Source organism: Sorangium sp. So ce302, from assembly GCF_051530145.1.
Taxonomy (GTDB): domain Bacteria; phylum Myxococcota_A; class Polyangia; order Polyangiales; family Polyangiaceae; genus Sorangium; species Sorangium cellulosum_B.
Genome location: NZ_CP150326.1, coordinates 12,879,447 through 12,898,270, shown reverse-complemented (window position 1 = coordinate 12,898,270; position 18,824 = coordinate 12,879,447). Strand labels below are relative to the sequence as shown.

Genomic DNA, 18,824 nt, shown 5'->3' with positions numbered 1-18,824 from the left:
CCCGCCGGAGGTGGCCGCGAGGCGGCCCACATTGACGCCCGTATTGCGGTGCTGATAACAAGACCCCTCATGCTCCGCTCAATGGGGGGAAAGGTCCTCGCGCCGTGGATCCTGCTGGTGGGCCTCGGAGGTTGTTCCAAGCCGCCCCCGTGCGCGCCCGTCCAGATCCACGAGCGGAAGCACCCGTTCATCGCCTTCGATCGCCACGACATCCCCGCCCTGCGCCAGCGGGTCACCCAGGACCCTTACAAGACCTGGATGGACGATGTCCGCCGCGGCCCGCCGGGGCAGGGCCACCCGTGCGGGGCCCCCTCCACGAATACGGACGTAAAAGAATACCAGCTCTCCAACTGCGCGCTGTACGGGGCCCTCTCCTGGGTGATCGAGCAGCGCGGCGACGCGTTGAAGGCGGCGCGCGACGCGCTGCTGAAGGCGGGCGACACCGCCACCGGCTGGAGCCAGACGCCTGGCGCCTGGTACTGGGGCGGAAGCCTGCTCAACTACGCCTACGCCTACGACCTCGTGCAGCCGGCGCTGAGCGCGGACGACGACGCGGCCATCCGCGACAAGCTCGAGGACGCGCTCGGGAAGACGATGGATGTGTACGAAGAGTTCAACACAACGTACGTCACCAACTTCCGCTATCGCGTGGGCAGCGGCGCGGCCACGCTGAGCTACACCCTGGGCGAGCACGATCACGCCTGCACCGTCGAGCGCGATCTCTTCGGCGACGCGCCGCTGGAGTCGCTCTTCGCCCTCCGCTCCTACGGCCCTTACGTGCAAGCCTGCCTCACCCAGGACGGCACCTACGTCGAGGGCCCGAGCTACCAGGACGACGTGTTCTCGGTGATGCTGCCCTACCTCCAGGCCATGAAGCGGCTCTCCGGGGGGGCGCACGACGGCCGGGATTACATCAACGCGGTGAACACGCCCGCTGCCTGGGGCAATGACACCCGCATCGCCCGCATGCTCCGCTACGGGGCCGCCCTCTCCATGCCGGACGGCAACGCGGCCACCATCGAGACCGGATGGCGCGAGCCCCTGCAGCTGAGCAGCATCGCCGCCAGCATGCTCAGCGAGAAAGAGGGGCGCCGCGACGCGAAGGGCTTCTATGGCTGGCTCAGCGCGAAGGGCAAGGCCGCCGTCAACAACCCGGTCTACAGCATCCTCTATACCGATCCCGACATCGCCAAGGCCGCCGCCGGGGGGCAGGAGCTCAAGGAGCCCTCGTACACCTCGATCGTCACCTCGGACATGACCTCGCTGCGCTCCGGCTGGAGCGCGGACGCGGTTCACCTGCTGATGACCACCGAGCACGAGTACCGGCCGTCCTCGCACAGCCAGCCCGACCAGACGAGCTTCCTCCTGCACGCGAAGGGGCAATACCTGATCATCGATCCGGGCGACGGCCGCAACTACGATCCCGCGGGCAGCTCCCACACATCGCTGTTCTACTGGGTCAACTTCAGCCCGGAGTCGCACAACCTGGTCACCGTCGACAGCTTCAAGGGGATCCGGGACACTTACCAGACGCCCGCGTGGCGCCAGCTCGATGTCTTCAGCGATCTGACCCGGCCCGTGGACGATCCGGCGATCCTGCGGGCCTCGTTCCTGACCGGGGAGCTCGACTCCTCGACGGTCACGATCGACGACTACGTCAACGTGCCCGACGTGTCCACGCGGCGGACGGCGGCGCTCGCGCGGAGGAGCTACGTGGTCGTCTTCGATCACATGATCTCCTCGGGCGTCGGCTCGGCCCAACCGATGCTCCACTATTACGACACCCACCTCCATTACAGCGGTCGGCTGGGCTGCCGGCCGGGCGCGCCCGCCATCTGCACCGACTACGCCACCGCGAGGCCCACCTCGTCCAGCACCCAGGTGGACTGCGGCGACGTCTGCGGCGAGGTCCGGATGGCCAGCGACCTGGCGGCGGAGGCAGCGACCGGGCTCGCCCCGAGCGCGCCGATCCCGCCGGACGCTGCCGGCCGTGCTCCCTCCGCTCCCACGGCGGGCCGGCTGGTGTGGGCAACGCGGACCGACGACGGCAAGCGCGAGCTCGAGCTCGACGTGGTCTACGTCCCCCGACCTGACGCCTTCTCGGTCGATCGAAGCGGCTTCACCAACTTCTTCCCGAACATGACCTTCCGGCACCCGTTCTCGGTGGCGCGCTACATCGCCTCCAGCACGCAATGGCTGACCGTGCTCTACCCGCGCGACCTCACCGCGGGCGAGCCGAAGCCGGCGGTCGAGGCGCTCAAGGTGAGCGGCGGGAGCGGCTCGGCCGCGCTGGTCTCCATCGCGGAGCAAGACACGCAGGATCTCGCGCTGGTCTCCGACGGCGCGCAGCCGGTGGAGGTCGGCGACGGTCCGCGCGTGCCCTCCGCGAAGCTGCAGGGTCGCAGCGCGCTGCTGCTCCTGCGCCACAGGGCGCTCGAGCGCGCCCAGGTCGACGCCGGCACCTCGCTGAGCGTCGGCGGCCGCGCCCTGCTGCTCGCCACGTCGCCCGTGTCCGCGTCGCTCCGGCCCGAGGGCGCCGGCGTCGCCGCGGAGCTGGTGCTCTCGAGCGCGGCGCAGGTCGGCATCGCCGTCTCCCAGAAGGACGCGCAGCTCACCCTCGACGGCAAGCCCGCGCCGACGCGCTACGACGCTGCCAGCGGCACGGCCTCGACGAGCGTGCCCCAGGGCCGCCACCGCCTCGCGGCGCGCTGAGGCGCTTCGAGCCAGCGCCTTCGCGACCTCATCGCATGGTGGTCGTCGAGTGGACTCCGACGGTCGGCTCGCACCCTGCGATGACGTCGACCGGAACGCGCTTGACCAGGTTGAAGACGCTGACGGGAGGGGCCCCCGGCAGCAGGCTCCTCGCGCCGACCTCTTCGAAATCGAAGAGCTGCTGCGCGGCCTCGCGGACCGTCGCTTCGACGAGGATCTCCCCGGGCCGCGACGCCCTGGCGAGGTGCGCGGCGGCGTTGACCACCTCGCCGAGCACGGTGTAGTCGAGCCGGCCGTACGCCTGAGATCCGACGCTGCCGGAGAGGACCTGCCCCGTGGAGAGCCCGACGCAGATCCCCTGCGTATACGGCGAGCCCTCGCCGGCGCGGCGCGCCACCGCCGCCATCTGCGCGCGGACGGCCACGCACGCGCTGAGCGCCCGCGACAGGTGATCCGGCCCCTGGAACACCGTCATCACCGCGTCGCCGAGGAACTTGTCGACGACCCCCCCCTTGGCGACGAGCTCCGGGACGATCACCTCGAAGTTGGCCCTGAGCAGCCTCATGGCCTCGCCGGGCAGCCTCTCCCTGGTCACGGGCGTGAACTGGAAGATGTCGATGAACGCCACCGTGGCCATGACCGCCTCGCTCGCGAGCGCGATCGCGGGGCCCATCTCCCGGATCCGCTCGATCAACGCCGCGCTCGTGAACTGCCGGAGGATCTTGTTCTCCTCGTCCGAGCGGGCGTTCCTCCGCAGCTCCGCGACGTGCTTGATGGTCTTGTCGATGGTCGCCTCGAGATCGCCGCGCTGGATCGGCTTGAGCAGGAAATCGAACGCGCCCTGGTTCATCGCGCTCCGGATGTTCCCCATGTCGCCGTAGGCGGACATCATCACCGTCCTCGCAAAGGGGCTCACCTCGGGGACGCGTCCGAGGAACGTGAGGCCATCCATCACAGGCATGTTGATATCGGTGACGACGACGTCGATGTCGGGGTGGCGCCGGAGCTCGTCGAGGGCGTTCTCGCCGTTGTCAGCGAAGATGAACTCGTAGACCCGGTCGCGGATCTTCTGCCGGAAGAGCAGCTTCATCATGAGCGCCACGTCGGGCTCATCGTCGGCGATGAGGATCTTGGCGGGGCCCCCGCTGGCATCGATCACCGCCGCGAACGCCGCCACGAAATCGGCCGCGGACTGGAACCGCTGCGCCGGGTCCTTCGCCAGCGCGTGCTCGAAGAAGCGGTCGAAGCCGGGCAGCAGGCCGGGCACGAGGCTCGACGGCGCCGGGAACGGATCGGTACAGATGCTGATGAGCAGCTCCCCGATCCCGCTCGCCGCGAAGGGGAGCCGGCCCGTGAGGGCCCTGTAGGTGATGACGCCGAGCGACCAGAGATCGCTCAGGTGATCCGGCACGACGGCGCGCACCTGCTCGGGGCTTATGTACGACGGCGTGCCGACGACCCTGCCGAACGAGCCCTGCTGTTCCTCGTCCGACTCGAAGACCGTCCACACCACGCCGAAATCGAGGAGCTTCACGCACTCTCCTGGCTCCTTCCGCGCCAGGAAGACGTTCGCCGGCTTGAGATCGCGGTGGATGATCCCCGCGGAGCTCGCCACCTGCAGGCCAATGGCGATCTGCCGGAGCAGGGCGAGCGTCGCCGACGGCGAGAGCTGCCGCTCCCGGGTGAGCCTGGCCTCGAGGTCCTCCCCTTCGAGCAGCTCCATGACGATGTACGGGCAATCTTCGTCGATGCCGTAGTCGTGTATCTGGATGATGTGCTCGTTCTGGAGCCGCGCGATCGCCATCGCCTCTCGCTCGAATCGGCGTCGCGCCGAGTCCGAGCTGACATGCTCGGGCGTCATCACCTTGAGCGCCACGGGGCGCCGGAGCACCTGATCGAACGCCTCCCAGATGACGCCCATCCCGCCGCGTCCGATCTCTCGTCTCAGCGCGTACTTCCGCGCGATCGTGCGATTCAGCATGGTCAGCGCAGTGTAGCGAGCTCCCAGCGCGCTTGCTCAGGTTCGAGACGCGGGCGCTCGCCGACGACGGCTGCGCATCATCGAGGAGACGGCCGCTTCACCCCCAGGACCTTCATGCGGTAGGACAGCGTGCGCACCGGGATCCCCAGCCGGCGCGCGGCCTCGGTCCGGTTCCAGCCCGCGGTTTCGAGCATGTCCTGGAGCAGCTTGGCCTCGTACTGCTGCACCTTCCCCCGGACCTGCCCGCCCTCGGGGGGCGCCTCCTTCGGGGCGGACGGCGTGGGGCAGAACACGGCCACGTCCGGCGGAGCGCCGCCGAGCTCCGCGTCCGTCCCCCGGTCCGCGGGGCGCTCCGACTCGCCGCGCGCCGCCGCCGCGCGCACCCTCGGGGGCAGATCCTCGAGGCCGACGAGCGCGCCGGGCGTCACCACCACCGCGCGCTCGATCACGTTGCGCAGCTCGCGCACGTTGCCAGGCCACGCGTACGCGCAGAGCAGGGCGAGCGCCTCGGGGGTGATGCCCTCGACATGCCGCCCGTTGGCCGCGCTGGCCGCGCGCAAGAAATGCCGCGCGAGCGGCTCGATCTCGTCCGTTCGAGCGCGCAGCGGCGGGATGTCGATCACGACGCCGCCGAGCCGATAGTACAGATCGGCCCGGAACGCGCCCGACGCGGCCATCGCCTCGAGATCCCGGTGCGTCGCCGCGACGACGCGCACGTCGACCTCGATCTCGCGGCTCGAGCCGACGCGGCTGAACGACCCCGACTCGAGCACGCGGAGCAGCGCGGCCTGGGCCGGCGGCGGCAGCTCGCCGATCTCGTCCAGGAACACCGTGCCGCCGTCGGCTTCCTCGAACACGCCCTTCTGCTGCTGCAGCGCGCCCGTGAACGCCCCGCGCTCGTGGCCGAACAGGGTGCTCTCCACGAGGTCCTTCGGGATCGCGCCGCAGTTGACGCGCACCACGCGCCGCCCCTGGCGCGGGCCGCCCTCGTGGATCATCCGCGCGACGACCTCCTTGCCGGTCCCCGTCTCGCCGTGAAGGATGACCGGGATGCGCGAGGCGCCCACGCGCCTCGCCGTCTCGATCACCTCGCGCATCTGCTGGCCGGCGATGATCCCCCCTTCCTCCGGCTCCTCGCGCGCGAGCACCGAGGTCGCGGCGGGGCCGCACGCCACCGGGCGCTCGGGCGAGGCGTGGCGGGCCGCCTCGCGGGCGGCCGCGAAGACCTCGTCCGCGGTGCTGCCGGCGTCCGGGTAGAGGGCGAGGCCGACGAGGAGCCGGGCGTCGCTGCCCACGAAGGAGGCCGCGATGGCCTGCGCGGTGCGGCTCGCCTCCTCGGCGCCGGCCTCGGGCAGCAGCACCTGGGCAGCGCAGGTGCCGTAGAGCGCCACGCGGTGCACGGGCTGAAGGCAGGCGCGCACGGCGCTGATCCAGCCCTCCGCCGTCACCGCCGCGCTCATGCGCACGTGGAGCAGGGCGAAGGGGCGGCGAAAATGCCGGGCGCGCGTCAGCTCGTCCTCCACGCGGCGCAGGAGCTTCTCCTCTCCCTCGAGATCGAGGGACTCGCCCCCGGCGCCGAACGCCTGCACCCGCAGCGCGACGCTGCCGAGCACGACCTCATCCCCTATCGCGATCCCGGCGCGGGAGACGCGGCGGCCGTCGAGGAACGTGCCGTTCTTGGATCCCAGGTCATCGACCCACACCCGCCCGCGCGAGAGGAGGAAGCGGGCGTGCTCCCGCGACAGGGTACGATCGTCGATGCAGAGCGCGGCAGGCGCGGCGCGCCCCACGACAAGCGGCGTGTCGGGCGAGAGCAAACGTCTCTCCGTCTTTCCGGCGTATTGCCAGACGAGGGCGATGCCCAGCGCCGCGGTCTGCTGAACGGCAGAGATCGACCTCCCCGCCAGGGTCCAGGTCTTCGCCGCGTCGTCCTGCACCGACTTGCCTGTCCGCATGCACTCCGCCTCGCTGGTCTCTATATCAGGCTCCTCCGGGAGGTCCAAGAGCCACCGCGGCCCCGGTCGCTCATGAGTCTCCGCCGCGCTGTAGCCGGAAGGACACCTCGATTACGTTCGGCCCATCCTCGCCGGCAACCTCTTGCCGGGCAACTCGCGACGGCGATCTCTCGCGGGCAAGGTCTTGCCGAGGCGGCCGTCGGCGGGCGCGCCGCGCCCCCGGAAACGCGCGGGCGCCGCTCGCATTCTGCCCGCTGACAGAGAGGGCCTGGCGCTTCCGAGGAGAGCGCGCCCTGGTGGCACGCACGCTGCAAACAACCGAAACCAGAAGCTGACGGGCGGCGAACATCGCGACCCAAGACATCCACCGGACCGACCACTCCAGGAGCCGACCATGAACACGAAACACATCCTCTCCGGACTCTTCACCTCCAGCGCGCTCGGCATCATGCTCATCGCGGGTTGCAGCGTGCCGATGGAGGAAGGCGACTCCGAGCAGGCGTTTGCGGACGAGGAGACCGTCGAGGAGGCGTCGCAGGCGCTCGGCCCTGCGTGCGTCGCCAAGAACCTCGCGCTGGAGGCCGGGCCCATCTGGAACACCAGCGATGCCCAGACCAAATGCCCGAACGTCTGCAACCCCCAGAACATGAACTGGAACGGGCAGTGGTGGACCACCGTTCCGGGCGCGATGTCGGTCTGCGAATGCAGCCCGCGCCCTGCCGCCGTCGTGCAGGCCGGCCCCATCTGGAGCAACACCCACGCTCAGACGCAGTGTCCGAACACCTGCGCCGCGTACAGCAGCGCGACGAAGTGGAACGGGCAATGGTGGACGACCGTCCCGGGCCAGATGTCCGTCTGCGAGTGCGCATTCACCCCGCCGGCCACGGTGTCGCTCGAGGCCGGGCCCATCTGGAGCAACGCCGACGCCCCGAGCAAGTGCCCGGCCGCCTGCGGCACGAGCCGCGCCTGGAATGGGCAGTGGAGCACGAGCGTCTCGGGCCAGATGTCCGTCTGCGGATGCGCTTGCACGCCCTGACGTCACGACGACCCGCTCGGCGGCGCGCACCCATCCACCGGCGCACCGCGCTCACCTCCGGGTCACGCGGGCCTCCAGGTCGCGCACCCGCGCCTCGAGCTCGCGGACCCGCGCCTCGGCGGCGGCGCGGGCGCGCTGCTCCGCGACGCGGGCGCGCTGCTCCAGGGCGCGCGCCTCGCCCTCGGCGCGGAGGGCCTCCTCCTCGGCAGGCACGAGATCCGTCGCGCGGGAGCTCCGCGCGACGCGCAACGTCGGGTGCGGGCCGTCCTTCAACACGACGAGGTGCGCGTCGAGCGCCTCGATCCAGACGGGATCGCCGCTTCCGTGGACCCGCAGGTAGGTGCCGTCCGCGTCCCGCCGGTACAGCTGGAGAGGCACCCGCTCCTCCGCGAGCGGCGCGAGGGCGGCAGCCGCCTCGGGATCGAAGAGCAGGAGCTCGGGACAGCCGAGCTGCCAGTACTTCGCCGGCGCGTCGTCGTAAGCACGGCGCCAGTCGCCCGCGACCACCTCCAGCGCGAACCGCGGCGGACGATGGCCCGGCAGCCAGGTCTGCCACTGCCGCGGGATGGGCGGCAACGGGCGATGATCGAGGACGTAGAGGTCCGGCAGGACGCGCACGAACGGCTCGCTCCGCACCCACGCGAAGAGGTGCCCGGTACCAGCGTACAAGTCGGCCCAGCCACGCTCGCGCGCGAGCTGCGCGATCACCGACAGCAGCAGGCGGACGACCTCGGACCGCTCGGCCTTGTCAGGGCGCTCCGCGTCATCGGGCAGAACCCAGCCGGACCAGTCGATCGCGGCGCCGGCCTCCTCCGGCGACAGATCGCGGAGCACGAGCGCGCGGGGAGAACGCCGAGGGGTAAGGGGGAACCCGATGCGATTCGGCGATGCCACGCGAGGAAACTAGCACCCCGACAGGCCCCGCGGGGCAGCAGAGACAACGGACGCAACCGACGCAACCGCGGCAACAAAGCCACGCGACGTGCCCCTGCCGGACGCTTGACAGGGACATGGGGCCATGCCCTCCTACCCGCTCGAACCTTTCTTCACATCGGCGACGGCGGCAGCCTCGCGCAGAGCGATCTCGCGATCCGCTGCTGGTGCCCCCCGAGGCCCGGCGCGAGGATCGTCCTCGCCCAGGGTTCGTCCGGCGGCTCGGACACCATGAACCATGGTCTGGCTCGGGCCACCCAAGATGTCACCCGCGCATTTCTCCGACGGAGACCGGATCTTCGTCACCTCCTGTGGCCGAGACGAGGGCAGCGTCTGAGATGGCCAGTCGCACGAATCCAAGGCAGCTGACCTCAATGGTCACCCGAGGCCACCACCGTCGACGGCAAGACCTCGTCTTATTGGCATCGATAGCGGGGATTTGAACAGGGAGACGGGGAGACAGGGAGATCAGTGGATTGTTCTCCGCGTCTCCTCGCCTCCCTGTTCCATTTTCTCGGAATTCAAGGGACGTTTCAGAGAGCACACCCCACAAGGTGTGCTTCCGGGTCCCATGAGCGTCGGCATCATCCCGCACTGACGGAAACCAACAGTCCTGCCATCCGTCTGGCACACGTGTGCCAAGCGACCTGCGGCCAGTGCTTGCATGTCGTGCTCTCCGCGGCGCGACAGGCGCGGCGCGCGAGCGAAGCGCGGTGAATCGAGCGAGCGGGCGGCTGGCGCGGGCCTTGCGAACGCAGCAGACACCATGCGAACCCACCGCACCCATTCCTCCCTCTGGCTCCTCCTGGCAACAGGCCTCCTCGCCGTCGGATGCGAGACGGCATCAACGCCTGGCGAGCCTGTCGACTCTCAGCGGGCGGCGCTCCACCGGGCTCAGTCCTGCGACGACCTCGAAGCGCTGCTGAAGCAGGACGCGCTCGCCAAGATGAACGCCCAGATCGACGCCACGATCGCGAGCTACTCGGCGTACGGCTACCCCCGCGGCGCCGCCGTTGGCGGCGTCGACAACGGCAGCGTCGGCGTCCCCGGAGGGGCCGAGGATCCCACGGACACGCCCGCCCCGGTGCCGCCCACAGCAGACGACGGGGGAACCGGCCAGGAGGCCTCGGGGGAAGACAGCGGCAGCGGCGCCGACCCTGCCCACTCCGAGACGAACACCCAGGTCGCCGGCGTCGATGAGGCGGATATCATCAAGACCGACGGCAACAACATCTACGTGCTCCACGGCCAGAGCTTCTACACCCTGACGGCGTGGCCGGCGTCGTCGCTCGCGGTGGGCAGCTCGCTCGCGATCGAGGGCTCGCCCCTCGAGATGTTCGTGGCAGGCGACAAGGTCGTCGTCTATTCGTCGGTCAACGGGGCGGCGATCTACGAGCAGGCAGGCGTCACGCCGCGGCCGGGGTATTACGACTACCTGCTCATCGACACCATGATCGGCGGCGGCGGCGTCGCGCCGACGCCAGGAGACCCCAGCGCGCCGAGCGGCGCGCCGGGGACCCCCGCCGACGGCGGAGACGCGAAGCCGCTGCCGCCGGACAACACCGAGCCGCCGTCCGGCGGTGATACGCCGTCGGAGGACGACACGCCCCCCGACGCCGAGGCGCCATCCGGCGGCGAAGCGCCGGCGCCCCCGCCTCCGGACGGCGGCGGGGCCGATGAGCCGCCGCCCGACGAGCCGAGCATCGACGTGCCCGGCTCGGGCGACGTCTGGGCGCCGCTCACGAAGATCACCGTCCTGAGCCTCGCCGGCGGCGCCCCCAGCGTGGTCAAGGAGGTCTACTTCGAGGGAGGCTACAGCTCGGCGCGGCGCACCGGCCCGAACGTGCGCACGGTGCTGACCGGCGGCGCCCACGGCCCCGCGCTCCACTACTGGCCCTCAGGCCTGACCGAATACCCCGAGACCGCCGAGGCGTGGACCGCGGCGTTCGAGCAGCTCCGCACCGAGAACGCGGCGATCATCGAGGACGCGCCGCTCTCGACGTGGCTGCCGTACCGCTTCGAGAAGCAGGGAGAGGCGGTCACGCTGCTCGACGCGAGCTGCTCGGACTTCTATGTTCCGGACGCCGGCACGACGTCGTACGGCCTGACGCAGATCGAGTCGCTCGACCTCGCCGACCTCGCCGCGGCGCCGGAGTCGACCTCGATCGTCGGCGCGACCGACACCGTGTACGCGAGCCACGACGCGCTCTACGTCGCCGCGCGCTCCTGGCAGGAGCAGGCGGCGCCGGGCGAGATGTTCGTCGGCACGAACCTCACCCATCTGCACAAGTTCGATCTGATCGCCGACCCGAGCCAGCCCGGGTACGTCGCGTCAGGCTCGGTGCCCGGCCACATCATCAACCAGTTCTCGCTCGATGAGCACAACGGCAAGCTCCGCGTCTCGACGACCTCGCAAGTGCCGGCGGAGCCCAGGTGGACGACCAGCAACAACGTGTTCGTCCTCGAGGCGCAAGGGACCGATCTCGAGAAGATCGGCGCCGTCACCGATCTGGCCCCCGGCGAGACCATCCAGTCCACCCGGTTCGTCGGGGATCGCGGCTATGTCGTGACGTTCCGCCGGGTCGATCCGCTGTTCGTGATCGATCTCGCGGACCCGGCGTCCCCCTCCGTTGCGGGTGAGCTCAAGATCCCCGGCTTCAGCGAGTACATGCACCCGCTCGACGATGGGCACCTCCTGACGATCGGCAGGGATGGCGAGGAGGACGGCACGGTGACCGGCCTTGCTCTTCAGATCTTCGACGTCACGAACGCGTCGGCGCCCGCGCTCCTGCACAAGGAGGCGCTCGACGGGGCGGAGTACATGCACTCCGAGGCCGAGTACAACCACAAGGCGTTCACGTACTACGGCGAGCTCGGCGTGCTCGCCTTCCCGCTCGTGAGCTTCGACGGGCAGACCGGCGCGATGTCGAGCACGCTGGAGCTGTTCAACGTCGATGTCGAGGACGGGTTCAGCCGGCTCGGCGCGGTCGACCACAGCGGCTTCTTCAGCAGCGTGCCGTCGGGGTGCTACTACGGCGGGGCCGCCGTGCAGCGCGGCCTGTTCATCGAGGACTACGTCTACTCGTACTCCCAGGGCGGCGTGCTCGTGAACGCGCTCGACGACCTCGCGACGCCGGTGGCGTCGCTGCCCCTGCCCACCCCGGACTCGGTCGGGTACGCGTGCGCCGGCGTCGACGGCGGCGTCGCGGAGCCCGCGCCGGCGCCCGAGCCGGCGCCCACCCCCGAGGAGTAGCGCCAACCAGGCCGCGATCGGCCGCAGCGCCGCCGCCCCGTCCGGGCCGGCGGCGCTGCGCCGCTCAGGCGCCCGGCCGCGCCGCCTCCCACGGGTGATCCGGGTAAAACTCCTTCATGAGCCGCGCGGTGTACGCGGTGAGGTTCGCGAACCCCTCGGCCCTGCGCCGCAGCGGCGAGTCGAAGAACGGCGTGAGGAGGCCCGCCAGCACCGCGAACGCCGTCGCGTCGACGCCCGCCGGGCGCGCTCCGAAGAGGTACGGCTTGTCCCCGAGCAGCACGGAGAGCGCAGAGAGCGAGCGCGCGCCGAGCTCGACGATCTCCTCGTCCGAGTGCCGCCCGATGCCCATCGCGCGGAAGTTCTCGCGGACGCGCGCGAGGAGCTCCTCGCGCAGCTTCGGTCGCACCTCCTCCGGCGCGCCGTTGACGAAATTCGCCGGGCCCTTCGCGAAGTTCTCCGGGATGAGCCAGCGCGCGCAGCCCGAGGCCGCGGCGAGCTGGTTCTCGATCATGCGCTCGATGGCCCACGCCTCGGCGCGCTGCCGGGCGTCGAGGCCGGCGTCGAGATCCTTGCCGTGCTTCTTCTCGAGGTGCTCGCGGATGAAGTGCGAGTCGGCGATGCGCGCGCCTCCCTCGTCGATGAAGGGGAGCTGCCCCTTCGGCGACTGATCGGGCCGCGCGCGCTCCTTCGTGTAGGGCAGGCCCAGCAGCTTGAGCTGGACCTCGGTCTTGGTGACGTAGGGGCTGGCCTCCGGCAAGCCGAACATGGGGCCGAAGCTGTGGAGCGTGATCATGTGCAATCTCCGAGCGGTTGTGGGTGCGCCGTGGACAGCGCTTGATGTAGCCCCGCCCTGCTGACAACCTGGTGTCAGCATCCCCGTGCGACGCGCCGATCGCCTGTTCCAGATCCTGCAGATCCTGCGCCGGCAGCGGGCGCCGATCACGGCGGCGGCGCTCGCCGAGGAGCTCGAGACGTCGAAGCGCACCGTGTACCGCGACGTCGCGGACCTCCTGGCCCAGCGCGTCCCGATCCGCGGCGAGGCCGGCACGGGATACGTGCTCGATCGCGGCTTCGACATGCCGCCGCTGATGCTGACGCCCGACGAGATCGAGGTCGCTGTCCTCGGCGCGCAGTGGGTCGCCCAGCGCGGGGACGTCGCCCTGCAGCGGGCGGCGAAGGACCTCATCGCGAAGATCGCCGCGGCGGTCCCCGAGCGGCTGCGGCCCTTCGTGTTCGAGCCGGCGACGGGCGTGCCGGTCGGGGAAGACCAGGCGCCCGACGCGCTCGACCTGGCCGAGGTGCGGGCGTCGATCCGCGCCGGCACGAAGATCGCGCTTCGCTACCGCGACGAGACGGGGAGCGAGAGCGAGCGCGTCGTGTGGCCCGTGATCGTGGGCTATCTCGAGTCGACGCGGCTCCTCGCGGCGTGGTGCGAGCTCCGCCAGGACTTCCGCCACTTCCGCACGGACCGCGTGACAGGCGCCAGGTTCCTCGACGAGCGCTACGCCGAGAAGCCGAGCGCCCTCCGCGCGCGGTGGCTCGCGCACATGCGCGCGCGTGGCAAGCTGCGAGAGCGCGCCGGCGCGACCTCGGCCAAGGCGCGCTAGATCGGCGTGTCAGCAATCGCGCCAGAAAAGCCGCTCGATGACGAGCGGTCGCTGGAAACAGTAGCGATTCTCATGGCTTCCGCCTGTTTCGCCGCCGAGGGCGGCTCCGGTGTGGCCCAACGGGGCGCCCTCCGCCGCCGCGTCGCCCGCGGTGAAGGGCCCGCGGCATCACCAGTCCCACCGTACGGCCACGCTGCACGGCGCGGCGCTCCGCCCCGCCGGGGCTCGCACCAGAGGAAGACGACGGCGAGGAACCCGAGGTTCGCGAGGACGTCGATCGCGAACAGGATCCAGACTCGACCGTCTACGATCGCAGAGAGGATCCGGTGAGGGCCATGTCCGCACAACGCGGCTCGGCCGAGCGTGACCGAGATTCTCTCCGCGCCCCACGCCGACGGGGGCGCGCAGCGCGGGGAGGGACCAGCTGCTCTGACGGCGGGCTGTGACTACGGATCTCACCGCACGTCCTCCTCCACGCGTGTGATCATTTCCCGTCCCGCTGTCGCGACGGGGCCAAGCCTCCGCTGCAGCGGGCGGCGGCGCGAGTTGCACAGCGTCGAGCTTCTCCGCGCCTTCGAGCCGCACCAGCTGCTTGCCGATGTTCTTGCCCTCGAAGAGTCGCAGCAGCGCAGCAGGGGCGCTCTCCACCCCGTACGCGACGTCCTCCTTGGCGATCAGCTTGCCTGCTGTCAGCAGCGTATCCAGGAGCGCGCCGCCGACGTTGTCGAAGTAGACGTCGACCCCGCGCGGGCAGAGCACGCGCAGGCGAGCGGCGACGTCTTCGTTCCTGTAATCGATGGTGTCCGCGACGCGGAGCTCCTCTTCCAGCCAGCGGCACTTCTCGGGCCCTCCTGCGATGGCCACCACATGCGCCCCGAGGATCCTCGCGATCTGGACCGCGGCCGAGCCTGTCGCGCCCGCGGCGGTCGAGACCACCACGGTGTCATTTTCGCGCATCGCAGCCGTCTCGACCAGGCCGAGGTGAGCGGTCACTCCGTTGATGCCGGCCACACCCAGCCGACAGCCGAGCGGGATGTCGTCCGGCACCTTGCGAAGAGGCAGGATGCCCTCTCCATCAGAGAGCGCGTAATCCTGCCATCCAAGGGTCCCCCACACGCGATCGCCTGGCCGAAAGCGAGGGTGGCGTGACTCCACCACATGGCCCGCACACCACGCCCTCATGACCTGACCGGCAGCAATACGAGGCGCGCACGAGCATCCGCCGAACAGCCAGGCGACCTGCGTGTGATCACAGGACATGATCGGATTCCGGACCAGCACCTCCCCCTGGCGCGGACGCGGTCTGGGCGCGCTGCGCAGCTCGAACAGCTCGGGACCGAACGGCTGATCCGCGCGGGGCGCCAAGACCAGCTCGCGGCTGACCGCGCTCATGACCGCCGCGCCGCAAGGCTCAGGTCGCGTGCGAGAGAAACCATGTGCTCCTCCTTGGGTGGGCCGCTTCCCGCTCCGTCGGGCCCGGAGAATCACGATGGCGTGGACGCGTGACGAGTCGCAGCAGGGTGACGGCGTCTTTTGGCGGAAGAGGCGTCCCTGCACGCCTCCCGGCAGGGACTCGCACTCGATCGGTGGGGTGATGTGCTAAACCATGTTCCGCAGCTCACACGCCTGCGCGATGGGGACGTGCATGTCATCGAGCGCTTCGATGATGTCCATCAGCGCTCGTCGTCGCTCGTGAGGTTGGATGTTGGCACAGAGGGAAGGGGCCGCCCTCAGTCCACAGCCTGCGGGGCTCGGTCAAGGGATTGGGAACCCGCGAAGCGGCACGGCACTGCCGTTGCCGCGCCGCGATCGGCCGCCAGCTATGCGATGAGCGGACCTCGACACCAGTTAGCGCGGCCGACAGACGTCACGTCCATGCCGATCGCCCGAGCAATGCTGACATAAACGTCGTTGTGATTGCGCCCGCCGGCGTCGAGCAGGCGCCCGGTCGTCCAAGCACCTCCACAGCTGCCGGCAACCACGAAAGGTGCGTGTTGGGGCGGGTGGTCGGTCTCGGCGAAGTTCTGGGCGGAGCCCAACTGGCTGCTGCCGTTCTGGGTGCAAAGAACCGCTGCGGTGTTGTCGAGCAGCGAGAACTCGCCGTCGGAAATGCCTTTCAGCTTTTCGACGAAATAGCGGAACTCTCCCGCAAAATAGGCCTGGAGCCGAGTGATTTGTTGTCCCGGAGCGCCGTCCGGATCGCCGTGTGAGACGGAGTGCCAGGCTGAGATATCGATGTCACCGAATTTGACGGCTTCGTTGTTTTCACCGCCGCCCCACATCATGGTCGCCACGCGAGTGATGTTGCAGGCGAAAGCCATCGCCATGATGTCGAGATACAGCCGGCTGTGCTCCAGCATGTCGTTCATCATGGTGTCCTTGCTGAGCAGCGGCGACTCGATCTCCTTGCACGAGCTCTCTCTGGGGATGCTGCCGCCTACATCGCGTTCGAGCGTGCGCAGCGACTCGAGGTAGAAGTCCATCTTGACGGCTTCCTCCGGCCCGAGCCGCCCGCGAAAGGACCGGACATCGTCCTTGATGAAGTCGAGCACGCTCTGACGGCGGAGCAGTGCCTGCTCGGCAGCGCTCGGCGTGCTCATGGACATGCCGCCCCCGCTGATGCGGTCGGCGATGCGCTGATACGCAGCCAGCGGGTTTCTCACGCTGGGGATGAACCTGCCATCGACCTGAGACAGTCCGGGGATGACGCCGCCGTCGCCGGACGTCTGACCGACCGCGATCTCCAGCGATGCCAGCGGGGTCGTGTCCTTGAGGAACTTGGCGAATTCCTGATCGATGCTGGTCGGCGCGCCGAGGCCGAACACCGAATACGACGCCGAGCGGTGCGCGTTACCGGGGTCGCGTGCGAGCGTCAGGTTCTTGAACACCAGGATGTCGTCGCGCACGGCTTCGAGCGGCGCCATGTGCGGCTTGAGCACGAAGTTTCTTTCGCCCCCGGTTGGCTCCGATTGATACTGAGAGCCATTCGCGTAACCGAACATGGCGACGCGCGTGATTCGCGGAACGGTTTGGGCGTAGAGGTTGTCGGCCAGCCCAGAACAAAAGATCGTTCCGTAGCCGAGGCCACGAAGCATCGCACGCCGGGAAAATTTCACGTTGCGCATGGCGAACTCCTAGTTCCTCCGGTCGATGAAGCTCGGCGATGCGATCACGCTCAGCACCAGCTGATCGATCGCGTGCTGTGAGCGTGCAAAGTCGTCCGCGAGGCGCTCCTTCTCACAGGCGTCGAGCTCCGGCAAGTCGTATCCTGAAGCGTAGGCGGCGAACTGCTGGGTGAAGCAGCCGTAGACATCCGGCTTTTGCGCCAACTCGTCCACCATCTCCACGAAGTTGGAAAACACGATTCCGGGAAGCGCATTCTCCTCGCTCGGCAGCGGCAGACTGCCGCTCGCATCGATCACCTGCCCCTGATCCATCGTTCTGTAGCGACCGATAGCATCGTAGCTTTCGAGCGCAAACCCGATGCCGTCGAACAGGTTGTGACAGACGGCGCAGCCCGGACTCGCATGAATGCCGAGTCTTTGCCGACCCGTGGCGCCCGGCTCGGCAAATTGGCCAGCATTTGGAACACCGCCGGGCGGCAGCGGCACGCGGTGGCATAGGACCTCTGCGCGGACGTAGGCGCCGCGCCCGACGAGGTTCGTATCTTCGCTGTGCGCGTGGCCCCAGAGAAACGGTAGCGAGGTGAAGATGCCTCGGCGTTCCGTCGGATTGAGCTCGCGACGCACCATGGCGTTGCCGGTCACCCCGCTCAGACCGTAGAGCGGAGCGGTGCGCTCGTTCACGAACGCGTACGTGCTCGTGAACAGCGAGTCGAAGCGACGATCCGCTCCCGCGTCGAAGAGTACGCTGTTCGTGAACAGGCGCAGCTCTTCTTTCAAATCGGCGGTGAGCTCGGGCGTTGCCATCGGAAAGATGCTGGCCTCTTTCACCGAATTCGAGAGATTCTCGAGCTCCAGCCACTGCTCGAAGAAGTGGTTCATGGCCGGCGCCGCCTTATCGCGCGCCTCGAACAGGCGCTTGGCCTGGGCCAAGAGCACTGTACGGTCGCGCAGCTCCCCCTGATCTGCGAGCGCGGTGAGCTCAGCATCCGGCGCGCTGTCCCAGAGCAGGTACGAGAGCGCCGAAGCGATCTCGTGGTCCGTCAACGGTGTCACCGCTCGTGAATCCTTCACCGTGCCGAGCTCCGTGCGGTGCAGGCTGTTCGGCGACATGAACAGCGCCTGCACGACGCTCTTGACACCTCCGGCAGGACCTTCGCCCTGCGCGGCGGTCTTGGCGAAGAGCGCGCTGAAGGAGGTGACTTCAGTCGCCGAGAGCGGGCGGCGCCAGAGCTTTTGCCCCGTTTTGGTGACGAAACCGTCCAGGCAAGGGCCAGGCGCCAAGCTGGCGACGTCGCAAGCGATCCCAAACTTGTCGGGGTTCTGCAGCGCGTGCGCCCCGAGCTCCTCGCCGACGGCGAAGTATACGTCCGCGAGGAGCGGCGCGATTCGCAGGTCTGAGGCCTGGTTGGCGAAGCCGTCGAGCCTGGCCTCGTTCGGCAAGTTCGCAAGCGCTGCCGGCTGGATGTCGAACTCGTCGCGCAAGGTGTTGGCAAGCTGGGTGTTGGTCAACCGCCAGATGCGCGGTTTGGCCAGCGCAGGGGTGGCGCCACACTCGGCCGCCGGCACCGTCTCGGCCGCCGGCGCCGCGTCGCCCTCGGGTCCCAAGACGCCCGTGCACCCGCTGGCCACGACGACCGCGAGCGGCGCCGCGAGGCGAGACGAGCGGCTCATGAGTGAACCTAGTACACCGATTCGTTCTGCGATTGGCATGGAACGCTCTTGCTAGGATGAGATGTTGGAGGGAAGCTGGGTGAGGCTAGGGAATCCAAGCGCGATCCGAATATCGAGATCCTTGTAGTTCCGTCTCCGTTTATTGTTACAATGGCGGCGTTCGTGATCAAAATCGATGTCGCCCCCGGCGTTCAGCGCGGGTAACCGCGCCACAGCCAGAGCAGCGTCTCGGGGAGCGTCTGCGGCTCTGGATCCGACGAGCCGCATCCCACCAGGCTCAATCCAGCGAGAGCGACGATTTGCCGCTATATATAAACGCACGGCAGCCTCGACGATGTTGGTTGTGTACGGCTGAAAGCTGAGTGAACCGGTGCGTGTGCGGATCGCAGGTGAGGCCTCGCGCTCAGAGCGCGGCATGGCGCGAGCGATGCGCCCGCGAACGCGCCGCTGCACGCGTGCTCGACGACCGAACGAACGTACCCGGTGCCGAGATCGATCCCGATCCCGGGGACGAAGGGCCGGCGCGCACGACGGCCTGTCCAGGGCAAAGC

General features: G+C 69.2%; 11 protein-coding genes. 4 read left to right on the top strand and 7 right to left on the bottom strand.

Features of this window, described 5'->3' with window-relative positions; translation table 11 throughout:
* Positions 1 to 69 precede the first annotated feature (69 nt).
* The gene (locus tag WME73_RS48815) at positions 70 to 2,712 is read left to right on the top strand and encodes a hypothetical protein (protein WP_437914063.1); all 2,643 of its coding nucleotides are present in this window, start codon (positions 70 to 72) and stop codon (positions 2,710 to 2,712) included.
* Positions 2,713 to 2,740: 28 nt separating this feature from the next.
* Here the strand turns inward: WME73_RS48815 and WME73_RS48810 are convergent, their stop codons facing one another.
* Both WME73_RS48810 and WME73_RS48805 read right to left on the bottom strand, forming a co-directional pair.
* Positions 2,741 to 4,693 (bottom strand): protein kinase domain-containing protein, encoded by a 1,953-nt coding sequence (locus tag WME73_RS48810; RefSeq protein WP_437743121.1) that lies wholly within the window; start codon positions 4,691 to 4,693, stop codon positions 2,741 to 2,743.
* A gap of 77 nt (positions 4,694 to 4,770) precedes the next feature.
* Positions 4,771 to 6,648, bottom strand: coding sequence for a sigma 54-interacting transcriptional regulator (locus WME73_RS48805; RefSeq protein WP_437743120.1), 1,878 nt, complete (start codon positions 6,646 to 6,648; stop codon positions 4,771 to 4,773).
* A 394-nt stretch (positions 6,649 to 7,042) separates the two neighbouring features.
* Here WME73_RS48805 and WME73_RS48800 point away from each other — a divergent pair, with 394 nt between their 5' ends.
* Positions 7,043 to 7,684, top strand: a complete 642-nt coding sequence (locus WME73_RS48800; protein WP_437743119.1) for a mannan-binding protein — start codon at positions 7,043 to 7,045, stop codon at positions 7,682 to 7,684.
* A gap of 51 nt (positions 7,685 to 7,735) precedes the next feature.
* Here the strand turns inward: WME73_RS48800 and WME73_RS48795 are convergent, their stop codons facing one another.
* Positions 7,736 to 8,578, bottom strand: a complete 843-nt coding sequence (locus WME73_RS48795) for a Uma2 family endonuclease (protein ID WP_437914062.1) — start codon at positions 8,576 to 8,578, stop codon at positions 7,736 to 7,738.
* Positions 8,579 to 9,383: 805 nt separating this feature from the next.
* Between WME73_RS48795 and WME73_RS48790 the strand changes: the two genes are divergently transcribed.
* The gene (locus tag WME73_RS48790) at positions 9,384 to 11,870 is read left to right on the top strand and encodes a beta-propeller domain-containing protein (RefSeq protein WP_437914061.1); all 2,487 of its coding nucleotides are present in this window, start codon (positions 9,384 to 9,386) and stop codon (positions 11,868 to 11,870) included.
* 64 nt (positions 11,871 to 11,934) lie between these two features.
* On the opposite strand, the gene WME73_RS48785 is transcribed toward WME73_RS48790, so the two are convergent.
* Complete coding sequence (locus WME73_RS48785) at positions 11,935 to 12,663, bottom strand: glutathione S-transferase C-terminal domain-containing protein (protein ID WP_437743116.1); 729 nt, start codon at positions 12,661 to 12,663, stop codon at positions 11,935 to 11,937.
* A gap of 85 nt (positions 12,664 to 12,748) precedes the next feature.
* On the opposite strand from WME73_RS48785, the gene WME73_RS48780 reads away from it, so the two are divergent.
* Complete coding sequence (locus WME73_RS48780; RefSeq protein ID WP_437914060.1) at positions 12,749 to 13,477, top strand: helix-turn-helix transcriptional regulator; 729 nt, start codon at positions 12,749 to 12,751, stop codon at positions 13,475 to 13,477.
* 168 nt (positions 13,478 to 13,645) lie between these two features.
* Here the strand turns inward: WME73_RS48780 and WME73_RS48775 are convergent, their stop codons facing one another.
* From WME73_RS48775 to WME73_RS48765, 3 genes are all read right to left on the bottom strand, one after another.
* Positions 13,646 to 14,869 carry a zinc-binding dehydrogenase gene (locus WME73_RS48775; RefSeq protein ID WP_437914059.1) on the bottom strand — a complete coding sequence of 408 codons (1,224 nt, stop codon included), beginning with the start codon at positions 14,867 to 14,869 and terminating at the stop codon, positions 13,646 to 13,648.
* A gap of 428 nt (positions 14,870 to 15,297) precedes the next feature.
* Positions 15,298 to 16,602 (bottom strand): DUF1552 domain-containing protein, encoded by a 1,305-nt coding sequence (locus WME73_RS48770; protein WP_437914058.1) that lies wholly within the window; start codon positions 16,600 to 16,602, stop codon positions 15,298 to 15,300.
* Positions 16,603 to 16,611: 9 nt separating this feature from the next.
* Complete coding sequence (locus WME73_RS48765) at positions 16,612 to 18,273, bottom strand: DUF1592 domain-containing protein (RefSeq protein WP_437914057.1); 1,662 nt, start codon at positions 18,271 to 18,273, stop codon at positions 16,612 to 16,614.
* Between the last annotated feature and the right edge of the window lie 551 nt (positions 18,274 to 18,824).